This is a genomic window from Pseudomonas sp. LS2P72 (genome assembly GCF_054897865.1).
The window spans coordinates 236,803-256,601 of record NZ_CM142708.1; the positions used below are offsets into that span (position 1 = coordinate 236,803).

Sequence of the window (19,799 nt, forward strand, 5' to 3'; positions counted from 1 at the left end):
TTTCCTAAGCTTTATCGACGATCACGGTTTCCACGGTGATTTGCTTGATCGCATGAAACGGCGCAAGTGCCGCTTCATCGGCCGTAGCACCGGTTATCAACCGCCATTCCCGCTCAATCGGAGTCCAGTGCTGTTGCCGGGCACGGCCGAGTTTGTCGGTGTCAGCGAGGACAACAATCTGCGCCGCACGCTTGATGATGCATTCCTTCAGATACGCCTGCTGCGCGCTCGCTTCACACAAACCAAACTCGGCAACCACGCCGTCAGCACCAAGGAAGGCCTTGTCGACACTCAACCGGCTCAACGTCAGCTCGGCCAACGGTCCCAACGTGCTCATGCTCGAACCGCGCAGATCGCCTCCGATCAAGGTCAACCGCACGCCCGGCGCATTGGCCAGGGTCATCACGGCCAGCAGGTTGTTGGTGACCACATGCACGTCTTGTCGCGAACACAGATGATGGGCCAGTGCGGCGCAGGTGGTGCCGCCGTCGAGCAGCACGGTATCGCCGTCCTGGACGTGAGCCGCGGCCGCCTGGGCGATGGCGTCTTTCTGCTCCCACTGGCTGGTCTTGCGCTCTTCCAGCGAAGCTTCCGGCTCATGCACGCCAACCACCGCGGTGGCGCCACCGTAGGTGCGCACCAGATGCCGCTGTTTGGCGAGCATGGTCAGGTCGCGCCGCACCGTCGCCTCCGAGACCCCGAGCGCCGCGCTCAATTGCTCGACGTTGGCATCGCCAATACGCACGAGATCGAGGATGGCGCGGTGGCGTTCGGATGCTTTCATGGCGGGTCTCGTTGTGTGGACGGTGGTCGATCTTACACGACAGCGTCCCTGCGACTCATCCCCGTCGCGTGGCAAGCTCCGCACCCTGGCGCAGCGCTTCGAGCAGGCTGCGCTCATCAGCAATGCCCTTACCGGCGATATCGAAAGCAGTGCCGTGGTCGACCGACGTACGGATCACGTCCAGGCCGACGGTCACGTTCACTCCCGCTTCAAGCCCCAGCACTTTGACCGGACCATGGCCCTGGTCGTGATACATCGCCACCACCAGATCGAAGTCGCCGCGTCCGGCAAGGAAGAACAGCGTGTCGGCGGGCAGTGGGCCCGTCACGTCGAGGCCGCGTTCCTGCAAAAGCTTCACCGCAGGGATGATTTTTTCCTCTTCTTCGCCATAGCCGAACAAACCGTTTTCACCGGCATGGGGATTGATCCCGCACACGCCAATACGCGGCTTGGCGATGCCGGCCTTGATCAGCGTCGCGTTGCCGCGCTCGATCGTGCGCTGGACCAGGCCCGGCTCGATCTTGCGGATCGCGTCGATGATGCCGATGTGGGTCGTGACGTGAATCACCCGCAGCTGCGGCGCCACCAGCATCATCGACACTTCGTCGACGTTGGTCAGGTGCGCGAGCATTTCGGTATGGCCGGGGTACTTGTGGCCGCCGGCGTGCAGCGCTTCCTTGTTCAACGGCGCGGTGCAAATCGCATCAATCTGTTTGGCTTGTGCCAGCTCGACGGCACGGGCGATGTATTGATAAGCAGCGTCACCAGCGATAGGCGACAGCTCGCCGAACGGCAGGTCGTCGGGGATCAGGTCGAGGTCGATGCAGTCAATGGTGCCGGCCTCGTACAACGCCTGAGAGGCGTCCTCGATGCGGCGCACTTTGGCGCTGCCGCCGACGATGACATTGGCCTGCTCAAGACGACGGACATCGCCGATGACCAGCGGCCGGCATTGTTGGTAGACGACGTCGTGAGTCAGGCTCTTGACGATGATTTCCGGACCGACGCCCGTGGCGTCGCCCATGGTGATGCCGATGATCGGGAGGTAGTTGCTCATAGTGTTCATTCGAGTCCTTGGATTCGTGTGCGTTTGGGCGGGGAGCGATCGGCGCTGTCGCTCAGGTGTTGCCATGCCGCGTACAACGCGTGATCGCTGCCGAACGCGCCCGCCTTGGTAACAATTGCGGGACGATGGCCTTGCCGGGAAACGGTCGGGCGAGCGAAGGCGACGCCAGCTTCGATTTCCGTCAGCAATTGCAGGCTGTCGATCCCGACAGTGGTCAATATGGCCCGCGCCGTCTCGCCGCCCGTGGCGATCAGGCCGCCGACCTTGGCGAAATGCGGCTCTACCAGCACAGCCAGCATGGTCGAGAGTTGCGCGCCCTCCTGGGGATCGAACGCCTCATCGCGGCCGATGCGCAGCAGCAGGTCGCTCCAGCCGTCGAGCTGCTCGCCAATGCGCGCCTGCCAGATCGCCCAATCGCCATGGGTTGTGCCTTGGCGAAGGACCTCAGGCGGGACGACCAATTCGCTGACTCCGCCACGCTCTTTGAGCAGCGCGCACTGGCGTTCGCAGACGCCGGAGAGACTGCCGACGAGTATCAGAATGGGGGCCTGACTTTTTTCGACGGCATCGGGTTCGATGGCCGCGAAGCGTACTTCGGAGAAATCAGGAAGGCTGGCTATTTCCCGCGCAAGGCCACCCGAACCGATCCAGAACAGTGGCTGGTCCATCGACGCGGTCAGGCGAGCGAGGGTTAGCAAGTCGTCTTCGGTTTGCGCATCGACGATCAGCGCCTGCGTGCCGCTGCGGGCGACTTCGGCAATGTGCCGGGCGAGCGCGTCTTCATTACCGCGCAAGGTGTCGAGGTCAAGCTTCGCGGTGGTCAGGCCTGCTGTGACGAGCATCGCTTCAACATCGGCCGGACGGTCGGCGTTTTCCAGTTTCCAGGTATCGGTGGTTTCCAGTGGCTGGCCGTTCACGAACACCCGACCGCCGCGCAACGTACGGCCTGTAGCAGGAAATGCCGGAGCCACAATGGCCAGGCCCGCCAACGGTTGCAGAGCAGCGACTTCCGCCGCCCAGTTGCCGCGCAAGGTCGAATCGATTTTCTTGTACAGCCGCTGCCCGGGTTGATGCAGTGCCTTGAAGGCGGCGACGGTACGCTCGGCGGCCCGCGCCGGTGAGAGGCGCCGAGTGTCGGTATCGGCGGCGATCACCTGAGCATCAGCCTTGTCATTCAGCGGGTCGAGTGTCACGACCGTTTGCAGCCCCGCGCTCGCAAAGCCAATGGCGCAATCCGCCGCGCCCGACAGATCGTCTGCGATGATCAACATCCTCATCGCAAGGCCTCCTGCTTTTGAGGTTCGGGCTCCGGTTCGGGAATGACGGCGGGGTTGCGCTGCTGCACGCGCTTGGCGATGGCGGCGGTGAGTGGCGGCGCGAGAATCGCGGTGACCACGACGCAGGCGGCCACCAGAATGGTCGCGCTCTTGGCTGCTTCGGCGTACACCGGATTGGCTGCCGCGATCAGCGCAGGGACGGCGGCGGCATTCCCGGCGGTGGTGGCTGCTGCAACACCGGCGACGCCAGTGCCGCCGGTCAAACGATCGGCGAAGAACAGCGGGATGCCGGTCAGCACGACAACCGCAACACCCATGCCGAGCCCCAGCAAACCGGCGTGCCAGACGTTATGCAAGTCCAGGCTGGCACCGAGCGCCAGAGCGAAGAACGGGATCATGACCGGGACGGCTTTGGCCAGAAAATCGCGCATGTCACGGTCGAGATTGCCCAACAGCATGCCGAGCGCCAGTGGCAGGATGCTGCCCACCAGCGTCGGCCAGGGGAATGCCGACAGGCCAGCGATACCCAAAGTGACCATCGTCAGAAAAGGACCGGACTCCAGCGACATGACCGAGTAGGCGCCGACGTCTTCGGAGCGACCGTACTGCCCCATCAACGCCATATATAAGCCGCCGTTGGTGTCGTTCATCGCAGCGACCACTGCCAGCGTGGAAATGCCGGCGAAGAGGCCTGACGATATCGGCTGCTCGCCCAGGAAGTGCCCAAGCACAATACCAATGAGGACGGCGATGCCGACTTTCGTCGCGAGCAACGTACCGCCCTTCTTGAGCAGGTAAGGCGTGGCCTTGATGTTGATGCTCGCGCCCATGCAGACGTAGAACACGGCGAGGATCGGCAGTGCCCCGGTGAACAGTGCATTGGTGAATGAGCCAAAAAACTTTGGCGTGTCGGGCAGGAAGGTTGCCACCAGCGAGCCAATCAGCAGGGGCACGATCATCATGCCACCCGGTATGCGCTCAATGGTGCGTTTGATAGGAAATTGGGCCACGAGGGTCTCCTTTTATAATTGTTGGGTAAGACGTGCATCACCTCGGAACTGACTGAACCGATCATTTACTGATTGTTTCAGTCAAATTTATCTTAGACCTTCGGTTTAATTTGCGCAAATCAATCATTAAAATGATCGTTTCGATCATTCGTAGCGAAGAATCCGGGCTGTGCCGGGCGGCTCGAATCGCCAGGTGACGCAAGCCAGAGCTTTGCAGCGCCCAGAAAAAAGCCCCGAACCAGTCGGGGCTTGTGTTGAAAGGCGCTACTTGAACAGTTCGGAATGACTTCCGAGATCAACAAATGTGATCAGATCGGAGCGGGTGTGCTCATAAATCATCAAAAAATCACCGCCTATATGGCACTCTCGAAAACCAGCCCAATCCCCCGTAAGCGCATGATCCAGATACTCGGCTGGCAATGGCTCTCCCAGAAATAGCATGACCATCACCTGACGGACTTCATTCATGTCGCGGCGTCCGGCCCGCTTGTAACGTTCCCACGACTTCTTGAATTCCGATGTTTGCGCACACTGTTTGGGCAGCTCAGCGCGCTTTTGCTTTTTTTCCGGTTTCGCCATCAGCGTCCCTCAGCATGTCGTCTATCGAGTCGAACCGCTGGCGAATATCTCGTGCTTCCGTCATGGCGCGGGCCGTCTTCTCCGAAGGGACGCGCACCTCAAACGGGAGGCCCTGAGTGGCTACAACCTGACGAAGAAAAAGACGCATGGCATCACTGATGCTCAGGCCGCAAGCACTCAAGACCTCAGTAGCCTGCGCCTTCAAATCCTCATCAATGCGGCAACGCACGTCTGTGGTTTTCAGCAATGCACCCATGGTAATAACCTCATCGTTAATTTGTAGCTACATTGGCGCTACCTCGAGCATTGTGGTTGAGCGGGATCTTTTTGGTCAACTTCAGCGTGATGGACGGCTCCAAAGCTTAGGAAGCGTGATCATCAGCTGGATTCCTCGCCCAGTATTTCAACTGTTTGAGCTCGCCATGAATATCAGCCTTATCCCTTTCCTACTCGAGAACCGTCCCGGTTCAACGCAGGAAATAGCTGAGGGCGTTGAGCTCTAAATCGCGCCCACAAAAAAACCCCGAACCAGTCGGGGCTTCCTTTCTCAGCCTTGCATCAGGCCTCGATGGTGCAACCGATCATCAGAAAATGTTGATCGGATAATCCACGAACACACGCACTTCGTTACCGCTGGAGTTGTACTCACTCGATTTCTGCGAGACACGCAGGATCGAGCTGCGCAGTTTCACGCTCAGGTCTTTGGCCGGGCCGCTTTGCACGACGTACTTGAACTGGTTGAAGATTTCGCGCTCGGTACCGCCTTCGCTGGTGGAGGTGGTGATGTTGTCGCCGCGCACGTAAGCGAAGTTGTAGCTCAGGCCTGGAATACCGAAGGTGCTGAAGTCGAGGCCGTAGCCCAGCTGCCAGCTGCGTTCGTCTTCGGCGTTGAAGTCGGACCAGTAGGAGTTCGCCAGGTAGATAGTGTTGCCGCCGTCGCCGACGCGACCTTGATCTTTCTGGTAGCCGCCGTAGGCGTAGCCCAGGTTGCTGTCGCCGGTGCTGCGCTGGTGGGCGAGCGTGAACGAGTGCGCGCCGGTGGCGAATGTGGCGGCCAGGCTCCAGATTTTGTTGTCGTCGCCGGTGGCATCGCTGTCGCGGACGTAGGAATCTTCCAGCTTGGTGCGGTAGCCGTTGAAGTCCAGAGTCAGGGACTGATCCTTGTCGATCGGGAACACGTAGTTGGCGTTCACGTATTGCTTCTTCAACACGTCTTCGACGTCGGAGGCGTATAGCGCAGCCTTGAACTGTTCGGTGAACTGGTAACTACCGCCTAACACGTTGATCGACTTCAAACCGCCGCTGTCATGGCCTTCAGCGCTTTTGCGCGATTCGGCGGTGAAGCGACCGGCGTTCAGCTCCAGGCCTTTGATCTCCCTGGAGGTGATCAGGGTGCCGGTGTAGCTTTCCGGCAGCAGACGCCCGTTGTCGTGGCTCAACACCGGCAGGACCGGCATCTGGTCGCCGTACGTCAGAACGGTGCTGGACAGGCGGAATTTTACCGCGCCACCAGCTTTGGCCAGGTCGCCGGCCGGGTTACCGCTGTCGCCTTCCTTGAAAAAATCGATGCCTTGGCCACCGCTGTGGCTACCACGGTCCAGACGCAAGCCGTACAGACCGAAGGCATCAACGCCCACGCCGACGGTACCTTGGGTGAAGCCCGAGGTGTAGGTGCCGATGGCAGCCTGACCCCATTCACGCTGGTCGTCGTTGCCGTCTTTTTTGTCGCGATTGATGTAAGCATTGCGCAGCAGCACTTTGAGGCTGCTGTCTTCAACAAAACCCTTGGATTCGGCCTGGTCGTTAGCCATGACCTGTGTAGCACTCAACATCCCCAGAGCGATCAGGCTGATTCGCGTGTTCAACATTTTGTTCTTTTCCTTATGATCGGTTGATACGCGCTGCGTCGAACGGCTGAAACGGCGCTATCGCACTCTTTTTTCACCCCAAACAAAAAGGCCCGCGCACGAAGAAATCGTGGCGGGCCTTTTTGTTATTTTATGAGTCATGGCGGTTAGCCACAGGCGTGGGGCGAATCCTAGCCGCGCCCTTAACGATGTGTCAATTTCATGAATCGTCTGTAAATAGGCGAAAAACGTCTAAGAAATCACTTGTCGAGGTCAATCGGCGCAGCCGTTCAGGCCACAGGCTTGAAGCCCCAATGATGACGCTTGTGCGGGAAGCGACTGACTCAGCCATGCCGCGAAGGCTTGCGGCTTGCCGAGCCACGGGCTGATATCGATCAGGGTGAATTGGCCGTTGTGTTTCAGGGCGAAGGTCGGGAAACCCTGGCCGCCGATTTCGGCAAGCAATGCTCGACTGTCCTTGATGTGGCGATCGGTTTCAGCTGCTTTGAAAGCAGCCTGGAATGCTTGAGGTTCCAGACCGATGTCTATCGCGAGTTCTAACAACACAGCTTCATCGGCAATGCGTCGACCTTCTTCGTAGTGAGCACTTTGCAAACGCCCCAGTAACTCCAGTCCGCGACCGGCGATCTGCTCGGCTGCGAGCACCGCGGCAATCGGCGGTGCGGAATCGAACACCGCTGTCTCATCGCGCAGCAACCCTTCGAAATACGCCTCGCCGAACGGCTGACCGGTGTACTCGGCAATGCGCCGGTCATGAGGCATCACGTAGTTGCGCAGTTGTGGCGAGACGGTCTGGCGGTTGGCGCCGGTCATCATGCCGCCGCCGTGGACGATCACTGGCAACACAGCCTGGGCGGCGTGCACCAGCGGTTTTGCGCCGTAGCACCAGCCGCATAACGGGTCGTAAATGTAGTGAAGGATCATGGGAAAAACTCCGACAAAATAAGATGCCGGCAGATTAATCCTCCACCCGTCTCTGAAAAACGCCGGAATGGCTTTCAGTCTGTTTCATGAATCGGTCGAATGGCCTCACCACCCCTCTGTCGTCATCTCGACACAATTAGAAATAATCAAAACACGGTACTTTTCAAGAATAATTAACAGAAGTAAATAGCAAGCATTACCATTCGCACCCTCGAATTACTTCACCCTTTCGGATGCGCTTCAGATGCCTGCCCCCTTTCGCCTCACGCCCGTCACCCTTGGGCTTTCTGCATTTCTCTCTGCCGGTTTTGCCTGCGCCGCCACCACCGTTTTACCCGAGACGTCGATCAGCGCCGAAGCTGAAGCCGATGACCCGCGTGTGAAGGAAACCAGCACCGCGACCCGCACCGCCACGCCGGTGCGCTACGTTCCACAAGCCATCGACTCGATCAAAACCTCGAACATCGTGGATTACGGCACCAACGATCTGGGCACCGCGCTGAGCGGCATTCCCAACGTCAGCAGCGGCGCCGACACTCGCTTCGACAGCCTGCGCATCCGCGGTTTCGACGCCAGCAACGACTTCTACCTCGACGGCATCCGCGACGACAGCCAATACGTACGCGATTTGCACAACATCGAACGCATCGAAGTACTCAAAGGCCCGGCCGCCGTTTTGTATGGCCGTGGCAGTCAGGGCGGGATTGTCAATCGGGTCAGCAAACTGCCCGAATTCGGTCGCCGCTCGACCCTCGAGGCCCAGGGCGGCAGCGATGATTTGCGCAGCCTCTACGCCGATCTCAGCACCGACCCGAGCGAGAACATCAGCCTGCGCCTGAACATGGGCAACATGGATCAAAACAGCTTCCGCGACGGCGTGAGCGGCAATCGCCAGCTGTTCGCTCCGTCGATGAGCTGGCAACTGACGCCGGACCTGAACTGGCTGGTGCAGTACGAATACAGCCGCTACAACCGTACGCCGGATCGCGGTATCCCCGGGGTAAACGGACGCCCGGCGGACGTAGGACGGGATACGACTTACGGCAGCGAACACGATTTCATCGACGACAAGTCGCAATCCCTGCGCTCGAAGCTCAGTTATGAGCTCAGCGACAACTGGCAGCTGCGCCACACATTGGGCGTATTCAAGCTCAACAGCGATTTCGACAACACTTACCTGACCGGTTACACGCCGGCGACCAACAAGGTTACGCGCCAGCACTGGCAACAGGACCTGACCACCCGCAACGTCTACAACAATGTCGAGCTGGAAGGCGGTTTCGACACGTTCGGCCTTGAGCATCGTTTGCTGACCGGCATCGAAATCGGCAGCCAGCGGCGCGACCCTACGTTGTACAACGCAGCCACCGGACGCGGGACTCAGCCTGTACCGGCACTGGACCTGTACAACCCCGACCGCAATTTGCGCCATACCGGGCGGATGCAGGTTTCCAGTAGCTCTCATACCGAAGTCGAAAGCCGTGCGGTATACGTGCAGGATCAACTGCGTCTGAACGATCAATGGCAACTGTTGGCCGGCTTGCGTTACGACACCTTCGACATCGAGTCGACCAATAAGCTGCGGGACATTTCCGAAGATCGTGACAGCCATAGCACCAGCCCGCGTGTAGGACTGGTGTGGACGCCGCTGCAGAATCATTCCTTCTATGCCTCCTGGACCAAGACGTTTTCCCCGGTCGGCGGTGGTTTGATCGGTATCACCCCGGGCGCTGCCGGCAACAGCAACGACTTGAGCCCCGAACTGACCAAGCAAAAGGAAATCGGCGTGAAGAGCGACTGGCTCGATGACCGCCTGAGCACCACGTTGGCGATCTACGAACTGGAACTCTACAACCGCCGCACCAGCGATCCCGACAATCCGACCGTCACCTTGATGACCGGCCTGCAACGTTCTCGGGGGATCGAGCTGACCGCTACCGGCAAGATCGCTGGCAACTGGTATGTACGCGGTGGCGTGGGTGTGCAGGACGCGACGGTCGAGAAGGACAACAACGGCTTTGAAGGCAAACGCATCAGCAACGTGGCCAAGCATAACGGCAGCCTGTTCCTGACCTGGAAACCGGAAATGGGCTGGTACGCCGAAACCGGTCTGACCCTGGTGGGCCAGCGTTATGCCGACAACCTCAACACCACCGTCCTGCCGGGTTACGGTCGTTGGGATGCATTGGCCGGGTTCCGGCAAAAGGATTGGGATTTGCGCGCGGCGCTGAACAACATCAGCGACAAGACCTATTACTCATCGGCCACCAGTGCGGCGCAGATTCAGCCGGGTGAACCGCGCAGCCTGGTCGTGACCGGGACCTACAACTTCTAAACACCGTTGAACCGGTGTGGACCACAAACAACGCGTTCACACCAATCACCTGTGGGAGCGAGCCTGCTCGCGAAGAGGCCGGCACATTCAGCATCACTGTTGACTGTCAGGCCGCCTTCGCGAGCAGGCTCGCTCCCACAATGGGTTGTAGTCCAGCCGCACAAAACCTTCGCCCATAAAAAAGCGCCGCCATCCCGGCAGCGCTTTTACCAATCCGTTGTTTTTCTTCTTATCCTTCCATTACATCCCACAACGCTTCCAGCTCCGCTTCGCTGAATAAACCAGCGGGGTAGCGTTCGATCATCATCCGGCGCGGATCAGGTTCTCTGATCTGACGCGTTCCATTGGACTTCAACCAGTGCGCCAGAACCTGGAGCGATTCGCTGTTTACTGCCAGGGGATGCAACGCCCGCTCGCTCACCACATTCATTTCGGCGTTCATTTCCGCGCTCTCTCCTGGTTTGTGAGCGGCTAACTTATCCAAGGTTTATGACAGAACATCGCAGTTCTCCCCTCCCTGTTTTACACCATGAGAGATACAAGAGCTGTGCCAAGGTCTCGCAACTGTCGACAAGCGGATACAAAAAAGCCCGCGGTCCTGTAGGGCTGCGGGCTTTCTGCCAAACCATGAGTGAAAACGTTTGCCTGAATTATTTTGCAATCAACTCAAGCTGTTACAACTGCACTCACTCTTTGTGCGGTGCTGGCTGTTGTTGGGTAAGGCAGTGGATGTTACCGCCTCCCAGTAACAGTTCGCGGCCCGGCACCATCACCACTTCGTGCTGCGGGAACAGTGCCTGCAAAATCTCTTTTGCCGGGCCATCCAACGGATCGTCAAAGCTTGGCGCGATGATGCCGCCGTTCACGATCAGAAAGTTCACGTAGGAACCGGCCAGACGCACGGTCGGATTACGTTCCTGAGTCCCGTCCACCGGATCAACACCCGCGCACTCTTCTTCGGTCGCATACAGCGGCCCCGGAATCGGCATCTTGTGCACCGTGAATGGGCGACCCTTGGCGTCGGTGCTGCTTTCCAACACTTTCATTGCTGCCTGGCAGCGCGGGTAGTTCGGGTTCTGCGGGTCATCGGTCCAGGCCAGCAACACTTCGCCCGGACGCACGTAGCAGCAGAAGTTATCCACATGGCCGTCGGTTTCGTCGTTGAACAAACCGTCCGGCAGCCAGATGATTTTATCCACAGCCAGATTGGCGCTGAGCACCGCTTCGATCTCTGCACGGTTCATGTGCGGGTTGCGATTGCGGTTAAGCAGGCATTCTTCGGTGGTGATCAGTGTGCCTTCGCCATCGACGTGGATCGAACCGCCTTCAAGCACAAAACCCTCGGTGCGGTAGCGCTGGCTGCGCTCGATCTCGAGGATCTTGCCGCCGACTTGGGAATCGCGATTCCACGGCGAATACAGCCCACCGTCGAAACCGCCCCACGAGTTGAAGTCCCAGTTCACACCACGGACTTCGCCACTGTTATTGATGACAAACGTCGGCCCCGTGTCGCGAACCCAGGCGTCGTCGCTGGACATTTCCACCACACGAATATTCGGCACGTCCAGACGGGCACGGGCGTTTTCGTATTGGCCGGCGGAAACCGCCACGGTCACCGGTTCGAAACGCGCAATGGCTTTAGCTACCGCGACGTGCGCGGCTTGCGCCGGTTTGCCACCCAGGCGCCAGTTGTCCGGGCGCTCGGGCCAGATCATCCAGGTCTGGGTTTGCGGCGCCCATTCGGCCGGCATGTAAAAGCCGTCGGCGCGCGGCGTGCTGTGCAAAGTGGTCATAGCGATCAGGACTCCAGGGATCCGTCGAGGGTCTTTAGTGTGCCATACAGGTTCGGGCGACGATCACGGAACGAACCCCACGCGCTGCGGATGTGCTCCAGTTCATCCAGGTCGAAGCGCTGAACCAGCACACCTTCTTCGGTTTCATTGAGCTCTTGAACCTTCTCGCCGAACTGGTTGGCAATGAACGACGAGCCGTAGAAGGTAATGTCGTAGCCGTCCTGTTCTTCGTTACCGATGCGGTTGCTGGCGATCAGCGGCATCAGGTTGGCGCCGGCATGGCCTTGTTGCACGCGTTGCCAGTGATCGCGGGACGAAATGGTCTTGTCGTGTGGCTCGCTGCCGATCGCGGTCGGGTAGAACAGGATTTCCGCGCCCAGCAACGCCATGCTGCGAGCGCATTCCGGGAACCACTGGTCCCAGCAGATGCCCACGCCGATTTTCGCGTAACGGGTGTTCCAGACTTTGAAACCGGTATCGCCCGGATTGAAGTAGTACTTTTCGTGGTAGCCAGGGCCGTCCGGGATATGGCTTTTACGATAAATCCCGAGGTTGCTGCCGTCGGCATCGATGATCGCGATGCTGTTGAAACGCGCGCGGCCCGCCAGTTCGTAGAAGCTGATCGGCAGAACCACTTGCAGTTCTTTGGCAACTTTCTGGAAGTGCTTGATGGCGACGTTGTCTTCAACGGTCGTGGCCAGCTGCAGATATTCCGGGTTCGGCTTCTGGCAGAAGTACGGAGCCTCGAACAGTTCCTGGATCAGGATAATCTGCGCGCCTTTCGCCGCGGCTTCACGGACCAGCTTCTCAGCGGTCTCGATGTTGGCTTCAAGATCCCAGGAACAGGCCATCTGGGTGGCGGCGACGGTAACGATACGGCTCATGAATCATCTCCGGGGCAATTGCTTTAGGGTCGAGTGTGGCATCGACCAATGACAGAAATGGGAAGCACCGGGCGTGGTGAGGCCACACCGGGGCAGTGGCGACTTTATAACCGATAAAAATCGGCTTTAAAAGCCATCAGCAGACCTTCTGTCATATTTTTTTGCTAAAAAGCCGATATCTATCGAATTAACACCGTACCAATGTGGGAGTGAGCCTGCTCGCGATTGCGGTCGAACATTCAACATAGATGTCGACTGATCCTGCCCAATCGCGAGCAGGCTCACTCCCACAGAGTTATATGTTTACAGACCTTCTGCGAGCACCTTCGACAGCATGTCGACAAAGAAATCCACACTCTGACGCGAGGTCACCATTGGCGGTTTGATCTTGAGGACGTTCAAATAATCCCCCGTCGGCTGCATGAAGATCCCCAGCTCGCGCAATCGATCACACAGCGCCGTGGTTTCTTCGGTTGCCGGTTCCAGGGTTTCGCGATTGCGGATCAACTCGACGCCCAGATAGAAGCCGGAACCATGCACCGCGCCAACCAACGGATGAATATCGATCAGCGCTTCAAGCCGTTCCTTGAAATACCCACCCACGACCTGAGCGTTTTCCCACAGCTTTTCTTCCTCCATCACATCCAGCACTGCCATGCCGATCTGGCAACTGACCGGGCTGCCGCCGGCCGACGAGAAGAAGTAACCCTCGGCCTCCAGCGCTTCGGCGATTTCCCGACGGGTGATCACTGCGCCCAACGGCTGACCGTTGCCCATGCCCTTGGCCATGGTGATGATGTCCGGCACCACGCCTTGCTCTTCGAAGCCCCAGAAAAAGTTGCCCATGCGGCCGTAACCGACCTGCACTTCGTCAGCGATACAAACGCCGCCCTGGGCACGCACCATCGCGTAAACCTGTTTCAAATAGCCCGGCGGCAGCGAGATACCGCCGGCATTGCCGTACACCGGCTCGCAGATGAAACCGGCCAACTGACGCTTCTGCTCGGCGATTTTGGCCAGGTTGTGTTCGACACTACGCACGTAGTCCGGCGCGCTATCCGGGCCACGGAATTCGCCGCGATAGGTGTTCGGCGCGGTAACCGGATGCACCCAGTCCGGACGGCTGCTCAAGGCCTTCGGGTTATCGGCAATCGAAGTTGAGACCGCGTCCGCGCCCACTGTCCAGCCGTGATAGGCCTCGAGCACGCTGAGCATGTCGCGACCGCCGCTGTAGGCCCATGCCAGGCGGATTGCCAAGTCATTGGCCTCGCTGCCGCTGTTGACCAGGAACACTCGATCCATGGAGTCTGGCGACAGTTTCAGCAAACGTTCGGAGAACTCGGCAACCGCTGCGTAGTTGAACCGCGAGTTGGTGTTGAGTAGCGACCACTGACGGCTGGCGACAGCAGCCATGCGCGGATGACCGTGGCCAAGCACCGCGACATTGTTGAGCATGTCGAGGTAGGAGCGGCCCTGCATGTCGATCAGGTGATTGCGCCAGCCACGTTCGATGCGCGGCGGGTCGACGTAATAGTGCTTCTGGGTACGGGCGAAACTGGCGTCACGGCGCGCCAGCAACGTTTGCGAATCGAGTTCTTCTTCAGCGTCACAGGCCAGTCCCAGCAGCACCGCCGGCGACGGGCACAACGCTTGCCAGGCAGCCGCGCGGGACGGCGTGCAAAACAACGGCGAATTGAACGAAGCGCCTCGGCACAACTGCACGATGAGTGGCCCGCTGACCGAACCCAGCACCTGGCCTTTGACCAGCGCTGCGCCCGTGTGCAGCGACGGGGTCACTCCCCACAACCGCACGCTCAGTTGCGGGCCATCCAATTGCAGCACGCCTGCCGCCGGCTGATGCACCACCCCGGCGAACGGCGATTCGACTGCCGTGCCGCGGGGCACTCGCAATTCGACGTGCAATGGGCACGTGTCCGGCTCCGTGGCGCTGTCCGGGCGGGTGCGGGACAAGCGATATTGCCCATAACGACTGGCTGCCAGACCATGAGCCGCGGCAGCTTCGGTCAGCAGACGCTGATCGATCCCCTCCTGCTCCCAGTTACCGGCCTCGAAATGCGGACTGAGCACGCCCAAATCGATCAAGGCAAACTCACGCCCCACCAGACTCGGCAGCAGCGGCGCGAAGCCTTCGCTGCCGATGCTCGGCAGGTTCTGGCCGACCGAGGTCAGGATCGCCGCTTCCATCAACGCCAACGGCACTGATGTAGCAACGCGGAAAATCTCCCACTCGTGGGTGAGGTTGTCGCGACTGTATTCGTTGCCCGGATCAATGTTGACCTGCTGCTCGCCGCTGAGCACCAACACCGCCGCACGGGCGACGATCAGTGGCCAGAGCGCCAACAGTTCTTCATGTTGCAGCGGATTGACGGCGTGATAGGCCTGGACCGCCGGCAAAATATAGAACGGATCGCCATCCGCATGGTGCAGCAGCGCCGCACAGGTCACCGACAGATCAGTGATGCGCCAGGTACGAACCAGGTCGCCGAAATCGATCACACCCTGCAATTGCCACTGGCGTTGAGAATCTCGCTGCCACACCACGTTGTCGTCGGTGATGTCCATGTGAATGGCCTGCACCGGCAGCTTATCCACCAGCGGCTGCAAATGACGCTCGGCCTGTTCAGCCGCATCGGCGATCAGTCGGCGTTGTTGCTCGTCGTTGATGACCGGCAGTAAATGCGCGATCAGCGCGTTGGCGTGGCGGGCGTCCCATTGAAGGGTGCGTTCAAGGCCCGGATGGTCGAAACCGGCCAATGCCAGGTCCATTTCACCGCAGAGCCGACCGAAACCGGCCACCACTGAACGGGGCAGATGATCCAGGTGTGTGAGCGACTGGCCTTCGATGTAATCGAGCAGGCGCACATGCACCGCTTGGCCGCCGACTTCCAGGGAAAGCAGGTCTGTACCGTTTTTGGCGGGAATCACTCGTGGCACATGCACATCGGGGTGTTCACCCAAATGCTTGAGCCCGGCGTGCTGGGCGTGCAGCTCCTGCGCCGAGTAATCGCCACGGCAGATTTTCAGGACAAAACGCCCCTGGTCGCTGTCGACCCGAAAGTTAAGATCCTGCTGGCTTCCGAGGGCCTGCAACCTTCCACTCAGCCCGTAATGTCCCTGCAGCAGCTCAAGCGCTTGCTCCGCAGACACTTGCGGGCCGGGCAAACTGGCGCGATGAATCAACGTGGCGAGTGGCATACAACGACCCCTGAAATTTTATTAGGCGCTTATATCGCCACTGCTTGGGGCGATACGCAACCCTTTCGTCTGCCTGAAACTCTCCTGAAACTCTTTTGAGGCTCGACAAATCAGTTACCGGATCAGGAAAAAAATCACTCCACTCGCCCCCGCCGCCACTTTGCGCAAGAATGACGCCCATCAACGCCTATTGCTGGAGAAACCCCATGAATGTAGTCACCACCGACCTGCCCGGTGTTCTGATCATCGAGCCCGAGGTATTTGGTGACGAACGTGGTTTCTTTTATGAAAGTTTCAATGCCAAGGCTTTCAAAGAAGCGACTGGCCTGGAAACAAACTTCGTTCAAGACAACCACTCCCGCTCGCAAAGAGGCGTATTGCGCGGCCTGCATTACCAACTGGAAAACACTCAGGGCAAACTGGTTCGCGTCACAGCGGGTGAAGTACTCGACGTGGCTGTGGACATTCGCCGCAGCTCGCCACATTTCGGCAAATGGGTGGCCGTGCGTCTGTCCGCCGAGAACTTTCGTCAAATGTGGGTCCCGGAAGGGTTCGCCCACGGTTTCGTGGTGCTGAGCGAGTTTGCCGAATTCCTCTACAAAACCACCGACTACTACACCCCATCCGCCGAGCGCAGCATTCGCTGGGACGATCCGGACCTGGCCATTGATTGGCAACTGGACGAAGCGCCACAACTGTCCGGCAAAGATGAGGTCGCCGCGTTCTTCAAGGACGCTGACGTTTTTTCCTGAAACACCGTCTGAAACTTCGCCGCACAGGCGTGCCTGACCCACGGCGCGCAGACTGCGCCCGCAAGCCTAGGCATAATGCGCCTGTACCCACAGGCGCTCGATGCTCATGACTCCAACTCTCCCCCGCAGACCCCGCTGGCGCAGCCTGGCCCTGCTCGCGCTGTGCCTGGCGCCATTGCTGTGGCCGCTGGAGCATCTGGCCGAGCGTTACTACCGCAGCGAACTGGCCGGGCAGAACCGTCAGACGCTCGATCTTTACGTCGCCAACTTGCTGGGTACCCTGCACCGCTATGAAGTGTTGCCGCAGATCCTCGGCGATCTGCCGGCCCTGCGAGCCGTCCTCGGCGCGCCCGACGATGGCGTCACTCAGGGCAACGCCAATCGCTTGTTGAAAAACATCAGCGCTCAGACCGGCGCCGAAGTCATGTACCTGATGGACACCACGGGCAAGACCCTGGCCGCGTCCAATTGGGACAAACACGACAGTTTCGTCGGGCGTAATTTTTCCTTCCGGCCGTATTTCAGCGAAGCCATGGCCGGGCGGCTCGGGCGCTTTTTCGGTTTGGGCACGACATCGGCCAAGCGCGGCTATTTCTTCGCCGCCGCCGTGCGTAGTGGCGAAAAGATCATCGGCGTGCTGGTGGTCAAGGTCGACCTGGACCACACCGAAAGCCTCTGGGGCAAAACCCCGGAACAACTGCTGCTGACCGACCATAACGGCGTGGTCATTCTCACGTCGCGGCCCGAGTGGCGATTCCGCTCGACCCGCCCGTTGGGCGAAGAAGAACGCAAGGCTATCACCGCGATTCAACCTTATCCGACCCGTGATCCCAAACCATTGCGGCTCAACCCCAACGCCTGGCTGACACAAACCCAGCCCATCGCAGAAACCGGTTGGAACGTCAGCATCCTCGCCCCACGCACTTTGATCGATCGCCCGGTACGCACGGTCGTCGCCATCGGCGGCGCGACATTGTTGGTGTTGATGTTGCTGCTGGGTCTGATGATGCAGCGCCGCCGTCATTACCTTGAACGAATCGCCTTCGAAGCCAAGGCCCGTCGCGAGCTGGAAGGTCGGGTAGCCGAGCGGACCAGCGACCTCGAAGGCCTCAACCGTCGACTGAAACAGGAAGTGCTGGAACGCGAACAGGCCCAGCAAGAGCTGGTGCGCGCTCAGGATGATCTGGTGCAGGCCGGAAAGCTGTCGGCCCTTGGCACCATGTCGGCGAGCATCAGCCACGAATTGAATCAACCGCTGGCGGCGATCCGCAGCTACGCCGAAAACGCCGAAGTGCTGCTCGATCATCAGCGCACCGACGATGCGCGCGGCAACCTCAAGTTGATCAGCGAACTGACCGGGCGCATGGCCTCGATCATCGCCCACCTGCGCGCCTTCGCCCGGCGCGATCGCCACGCCCCGGAAAGCGTCGCTCTGCAACCGGCGCTGGACGATGCGCTGGCGCTGCTGGCCAAGCGTCGACGCAGCATGGAAGTCGAGCTGATCCGCGACTTGCCGGCCGCCACCCTGTGGGTCGAGGCCGGGGAAACACGTCTGCGTCAGGTGCTCGGCAATCTGCTGGCCAACGCCCTGGACGCCCTGACGGAAAAAGGTCCGCCGCGTAAGCTCTGGTTGAGTGCCCAATCCACTGCCGACGGCGTCAATCTGTACATTCGCGACAATGGGCCCGGGTTCTGCCTGGAGGCACTTGGCCGAGCCAGCGAGCCTTTCTACACCACCAAGACCCGCACTCAGGGGCTTGGGTTAGGGCTGGCGATTTGCGAAACCCTGATGCGCGCCTTCGGGGGTGAACTGTCGTTCTCCAACCACAAGGAAGGTGGCGCCCTGATTACCCTGAAGCTGCGTGCAGGCGCACCGGGTGTGAGCCTGCAACCGTCCGAGGACCGAAGTGCATGACCATCGACAACCGCATCCAGGTCGTGCTGATCGACGACGATCCGCACCTGCGTCAAGCCCTGAGCCAGACCCTGGACCTCGCCGGCCTGAAAATCCTGCCGCTCGCTGAAGCCAAGGGCCTGGCCGCACAACTGGAGCGCGACTGGCCCGGCGTGGTGGTCAGTGACATCCGCATGCCAGGCATGGACGGTCTCGAACTGCTGACCGAACTCCACGCCCAGGACCCGGAACTGCCAGTGCTGCTGATCACCGGCCACGGCGATGTGCCGCTGGCGGTGCAGGCCATGCGCGCCGGGGCTTATGACTTTCTGGAAAAACCTTTCGCCAGCGACTCCCTGCTCGACAGCGTGCGTCGCGCCCTGGACTTGCGTCGATTGGTGCTGGACAACCGCAGCCTGCGCCTGGCCCTGAGCGATCGCAACGAACTGAGCGCTCGACTGGTCGGGCACTCGGCGCCGATGCTGCGCCTGCGCGAGCAGATCGGTGCATTGGCGGCGACCAAGGCCGATGTGCTGATCCTTGGCGAAACCGGCGCCGGTAAAGAAGTCGTCGCACGCGCATTGCACGATCTGTCGAGCCGTCGTAATGGTCCGTTCGTGGCGATCAATGCCGGCGCCCTGGCCGAGTCGGTGGTAGAAAGCGAGCTGTTCGGTCACGAGCCCGGCGCCTTTACCGGCGCGCAAAAGCGCCGCATCGGCAAGTTCGAATTCGCCAATGGCGGCACGTTGTTCCTCGATGAAATCGAAAGCATGAGCCTGGATGTGCAGGTGAAATTGCTGCGCATGCTGCAAGAGCGGGTCGTCGAGCGCTTGGGCGGTAATCAGCTGATCCCGTTGGACATCCGCATCATCGCCGCGACCAAGGAAGACTTGCGTCAATCCGCCGATCAGGGCCGCTTCCGTGCCGACTTGTATTATCGCCTGAACGTCGCACCGCTGCGTATTCCACCGCTGCGTGAACGCGGCGAAGATGCGCTGATGCTGTTCCAGTATTTCGCCGACGAAGCCAGCGCCCGCCACGGCCTGCCACCCCACGAGTTGCAACCGGGACAACGCGCCCTGCTGCTGCGCCACACCTGGCCGGGTAACGTGCGGGAATTGCAGAACGCCGCTGAACGCTTTGCCTTGGGCCTGGAACTGGCCCTGGACAATAACGCGGCGGATGGCGCTGTCGGCATGACGGTCGAAGTGGTCAGCGGCGGTCTCAGCGAACAAGTGGAAAACTTCGAGAAGAGCTTGATCGCCGCCGAGCTGTCGCGCTCTCACAGTTCGGTGCGCAGCCTCGCCGAAGCGCTTGGCATCCCACGCAAGACCTTGCACGACAAACTGCGCAAGCACGGGCTGAACTTCGCCGACGGTGGCAGCAGCCACACCGACGAACCCGATTGAGCTACCGT

The 19,799-nt window shown here is 59.9% G+C and carries 16 protein-coding genes; 4 read left to right on the forward strand and 12 right to left on the reverse strand.

Features of this window, described 5'->3' with window-relative positions; translation table 11 throughout:
• Positions 1–4: 4 nt before the first annotated feature.
• From ACYZUA_RS01025 to ACYZUA_RS01060, 8 genes are all read right to left on the reverse strand, one after another.
• Positions 5–784: a DeoR/GlpR family DNA-binding transcription regulator gene (locus tag ACYZUA_RS01025; RefSeq protein ID WP_461961735.1), complete on the reverse strand. Its 780-nt coding sequence runs from the start codon at positions 782–784 to the stop codon at positions 5–7.
• Between the two features lie 55 nt (positions 785–839).
• Positions 840–1,841: a 4-hydroxythreonine-4-phosphate dehydrogenase PdxA gene (gene pdxA / locus ACYZUA_RS01030; protein ID WP_461961736.1), complete on the reverse strand. Its 1,002-nt coding sequence runs from the start codon at positions 1,839–1,841 to the stop codon at positions 840–842.
• Positions 1,842–1,846: 5 nt separating this feature from the next.
• Complete coding sequence (locus ACYZUA_RS01035; RefSeq protein ID WP_461961737.1) at positions 1,847–3,127, reverse strand: four-carbon acid sugar kinase family protein; 1,281 nt, start codon at positions 3,125–3,127, stop codon at positions 1,847–1,849.
• A complete protein-coding gene (locus ACYZUA_RS01040; protein ID WP_461961738.1) occupies positions 3,124–4,137 on the reverse strand; it encodes a 2-keto-3-deoxygluconate permease in 1,014 nt (337 codons plus the stop codon). The genes ACYZUA_RS01035 and ACYZUA_RS01040 overlap by 4 nt, the downstream gene beginning before the upstream one ends.
• A 264-nt stretch (positions 4,138–4,401) precedes the next feature.
• Positions 4,402–4,716, reverse strand: a complete 315-nt coding sequence (locus ACYZUA_RS01045; protein WP_461961739.1) for a type II toxin-antitoxin system YafQ family toxin — start codon at positions 4,714–4,716, stop codon at positions 4,402–4,404.
• Complete coding sequence (locus ACYZUA_RS01050; RefSeq protein WP_461961740.1) at positions 4,682–4,972, reverse strand: type II toxin-antitoxin system RelB/DinJ family antitoxin; 291 nt, start codon at positions 4,970–4,972, stop codon at positions 4,682–4,684. The genes ACYZUA_RS01045 and ACYZUA_RS01050 overlap by 35 nt, the downstream gene beginning before the upstream one ends.
• Before the next feature lie 328 nt (positions 4,973–5,300).
• The gene (locus ACYZUA_RS01055) at positions 5,301–6,584 is read right to left on the reverse strand and encodes an OprD family porin (protein WP_461961741.1); all 1,284 of its coding nucleotides are present in this window, start codon (positions 6,582–6,584) and stop codon (positions 5,301–5,303) included.
• A 252-nt stretch (positions 6,585–6,836) separates the two neighbouring features.
• On the reverse strand, positions 6,837–7,508 hold the full coding sequence (locus tag ACYZUA_RS01060) for a DsbA family protein (RefSeq protein ID WP_461961742.1): 672 nt from the start codon (positions 7,506–7,508) through the stop codon (positions 6,837–6,839).
• 244 nt (positions 7,509–7,752) lie between these two features.
• On the opposite strand from ACYZUA_RS01060, the gene ACYZUA_RS01065 reads away from it, so the two are divergent.
• Positions 7,753–9,843 (forward strand): TonB-dependent receptor, encoded by a 2,091-nt coding sequence (locus tag ACYZUA_RS01065; protein WP_461961743.1) that lies wholly within the window; start codon positions 7,753–7,755, stop codon positions 9,841–9,843.
• A 229-nt stretch (positions 9,844–10,072) separates the two neighbouring features.
• On the opposite strand, the gene ACYZUA_RS01070 is transcribed toward ACYZUA_RS01065, so the two are convergent.
• From ACYZUA_RS01070 to ACYZUA_RS01085, 4 genes are all read right to left on the reverse strand, one after another.
• The gene (locus ACYZUA_RS01070; protein WP_046045525.1) at positions 10,073–10,285 is read right to left on the reverse strand and encodes a hypothetical protein; all 213 of its coding nucleotides are present in this window, start codon (positions 10,283–10,285) and stop codon (positions 10,073–10,075) included.
• Positions 10,286–10,529: 244 nt separating this feature from the next.
• Positions 10,530–11,636 carry an agmatine deiminase gene (gene aguA, locus ACYZUA_RS01075; protein WP_461961744.1) on the reverse strand — a complete coding sequence of 369 codons (1,107 nt, stop codon included), beginning with the start codon at positions 11,634–11,636 and terminating at the stop codon, positions 10,530–10,532.
• A 5-nt stretch (positions 11,637–11,641) separates the two neighbouring features.
• Positions 11,642–12,520, reverse strand: coding sequence for an N-carbamoylputrescine amidase (aguB, locus tag ACYZUA_RS01080; protein ID WP_461961745.1), 879 nt, complete (start codon positions 12,518–12,520; stop codon positions 11,642–11,644).
• A 303-nt stretch (positions 12,521–12,823) separates the two neighbouring features.
• Positions 12,824–15,736, reverse strand: coding sequence for an aminotransferase (locus ACYZUA_RS01085; RefSeq protein WP_461961746.1), 2,913 nt, complete (start codon positions 15,734–15,736; stop codon positions 12,824–12,826).
• A 206-nt stretch (positions 15,737–15,942) separates the two neighbouring features.
• On the opposite strand from ACYZUA_RS01085, the gene rfbC reads away from it, so the two are divergent.
• From rfbC to ACYZUA_RS01100, 3 genes are all read left to right on the forward strand, one after another.
• Positions 15,943–16,488, forward strand: coding sequence for a dTDP-4-dehydrorhamnose 3,5-epimerase (gene rfbC / locus ACYZUA_RS01090; protein ID WP_461961747.1), 546 nt, complete (start codon positions 15,943–15,945; stop codon positions 16,486–16,488).
• Positions 16,489–16,594: 106 nt separating this feature from the next.
• Positions 16,595–18,403 (forward strand): sensor histidine kinase, encoded by a 1,809-nt coding sequence (locus ACYZUA_RS01095; RefSeq protein WP_461961748.1) that lies wholly within the window; start codon positions 16,595–16,597, stop codon positions 18,401–18,403.
• Positions 18,400–19,791 carry a sigma-54-dependent transcriptional regulator gene (locus tag ACYZUA_RS01100; protein ID WP_461961749.1) on the forward strand — a complete coding sequence of 464 codons (1,392 nt, stop codon included), beginning with the start codon at positions 18,400–18,402 and terminating at the stop codon, positions 19,789–19,791. The genes ACYZUA_RS01095 and ACYZUA_RS01100 overlap by 4 nt, the downstream gene beginning before the upstream one ends.
• Positions 19,792–19,799: the final 8 nt, after the last annotated feature.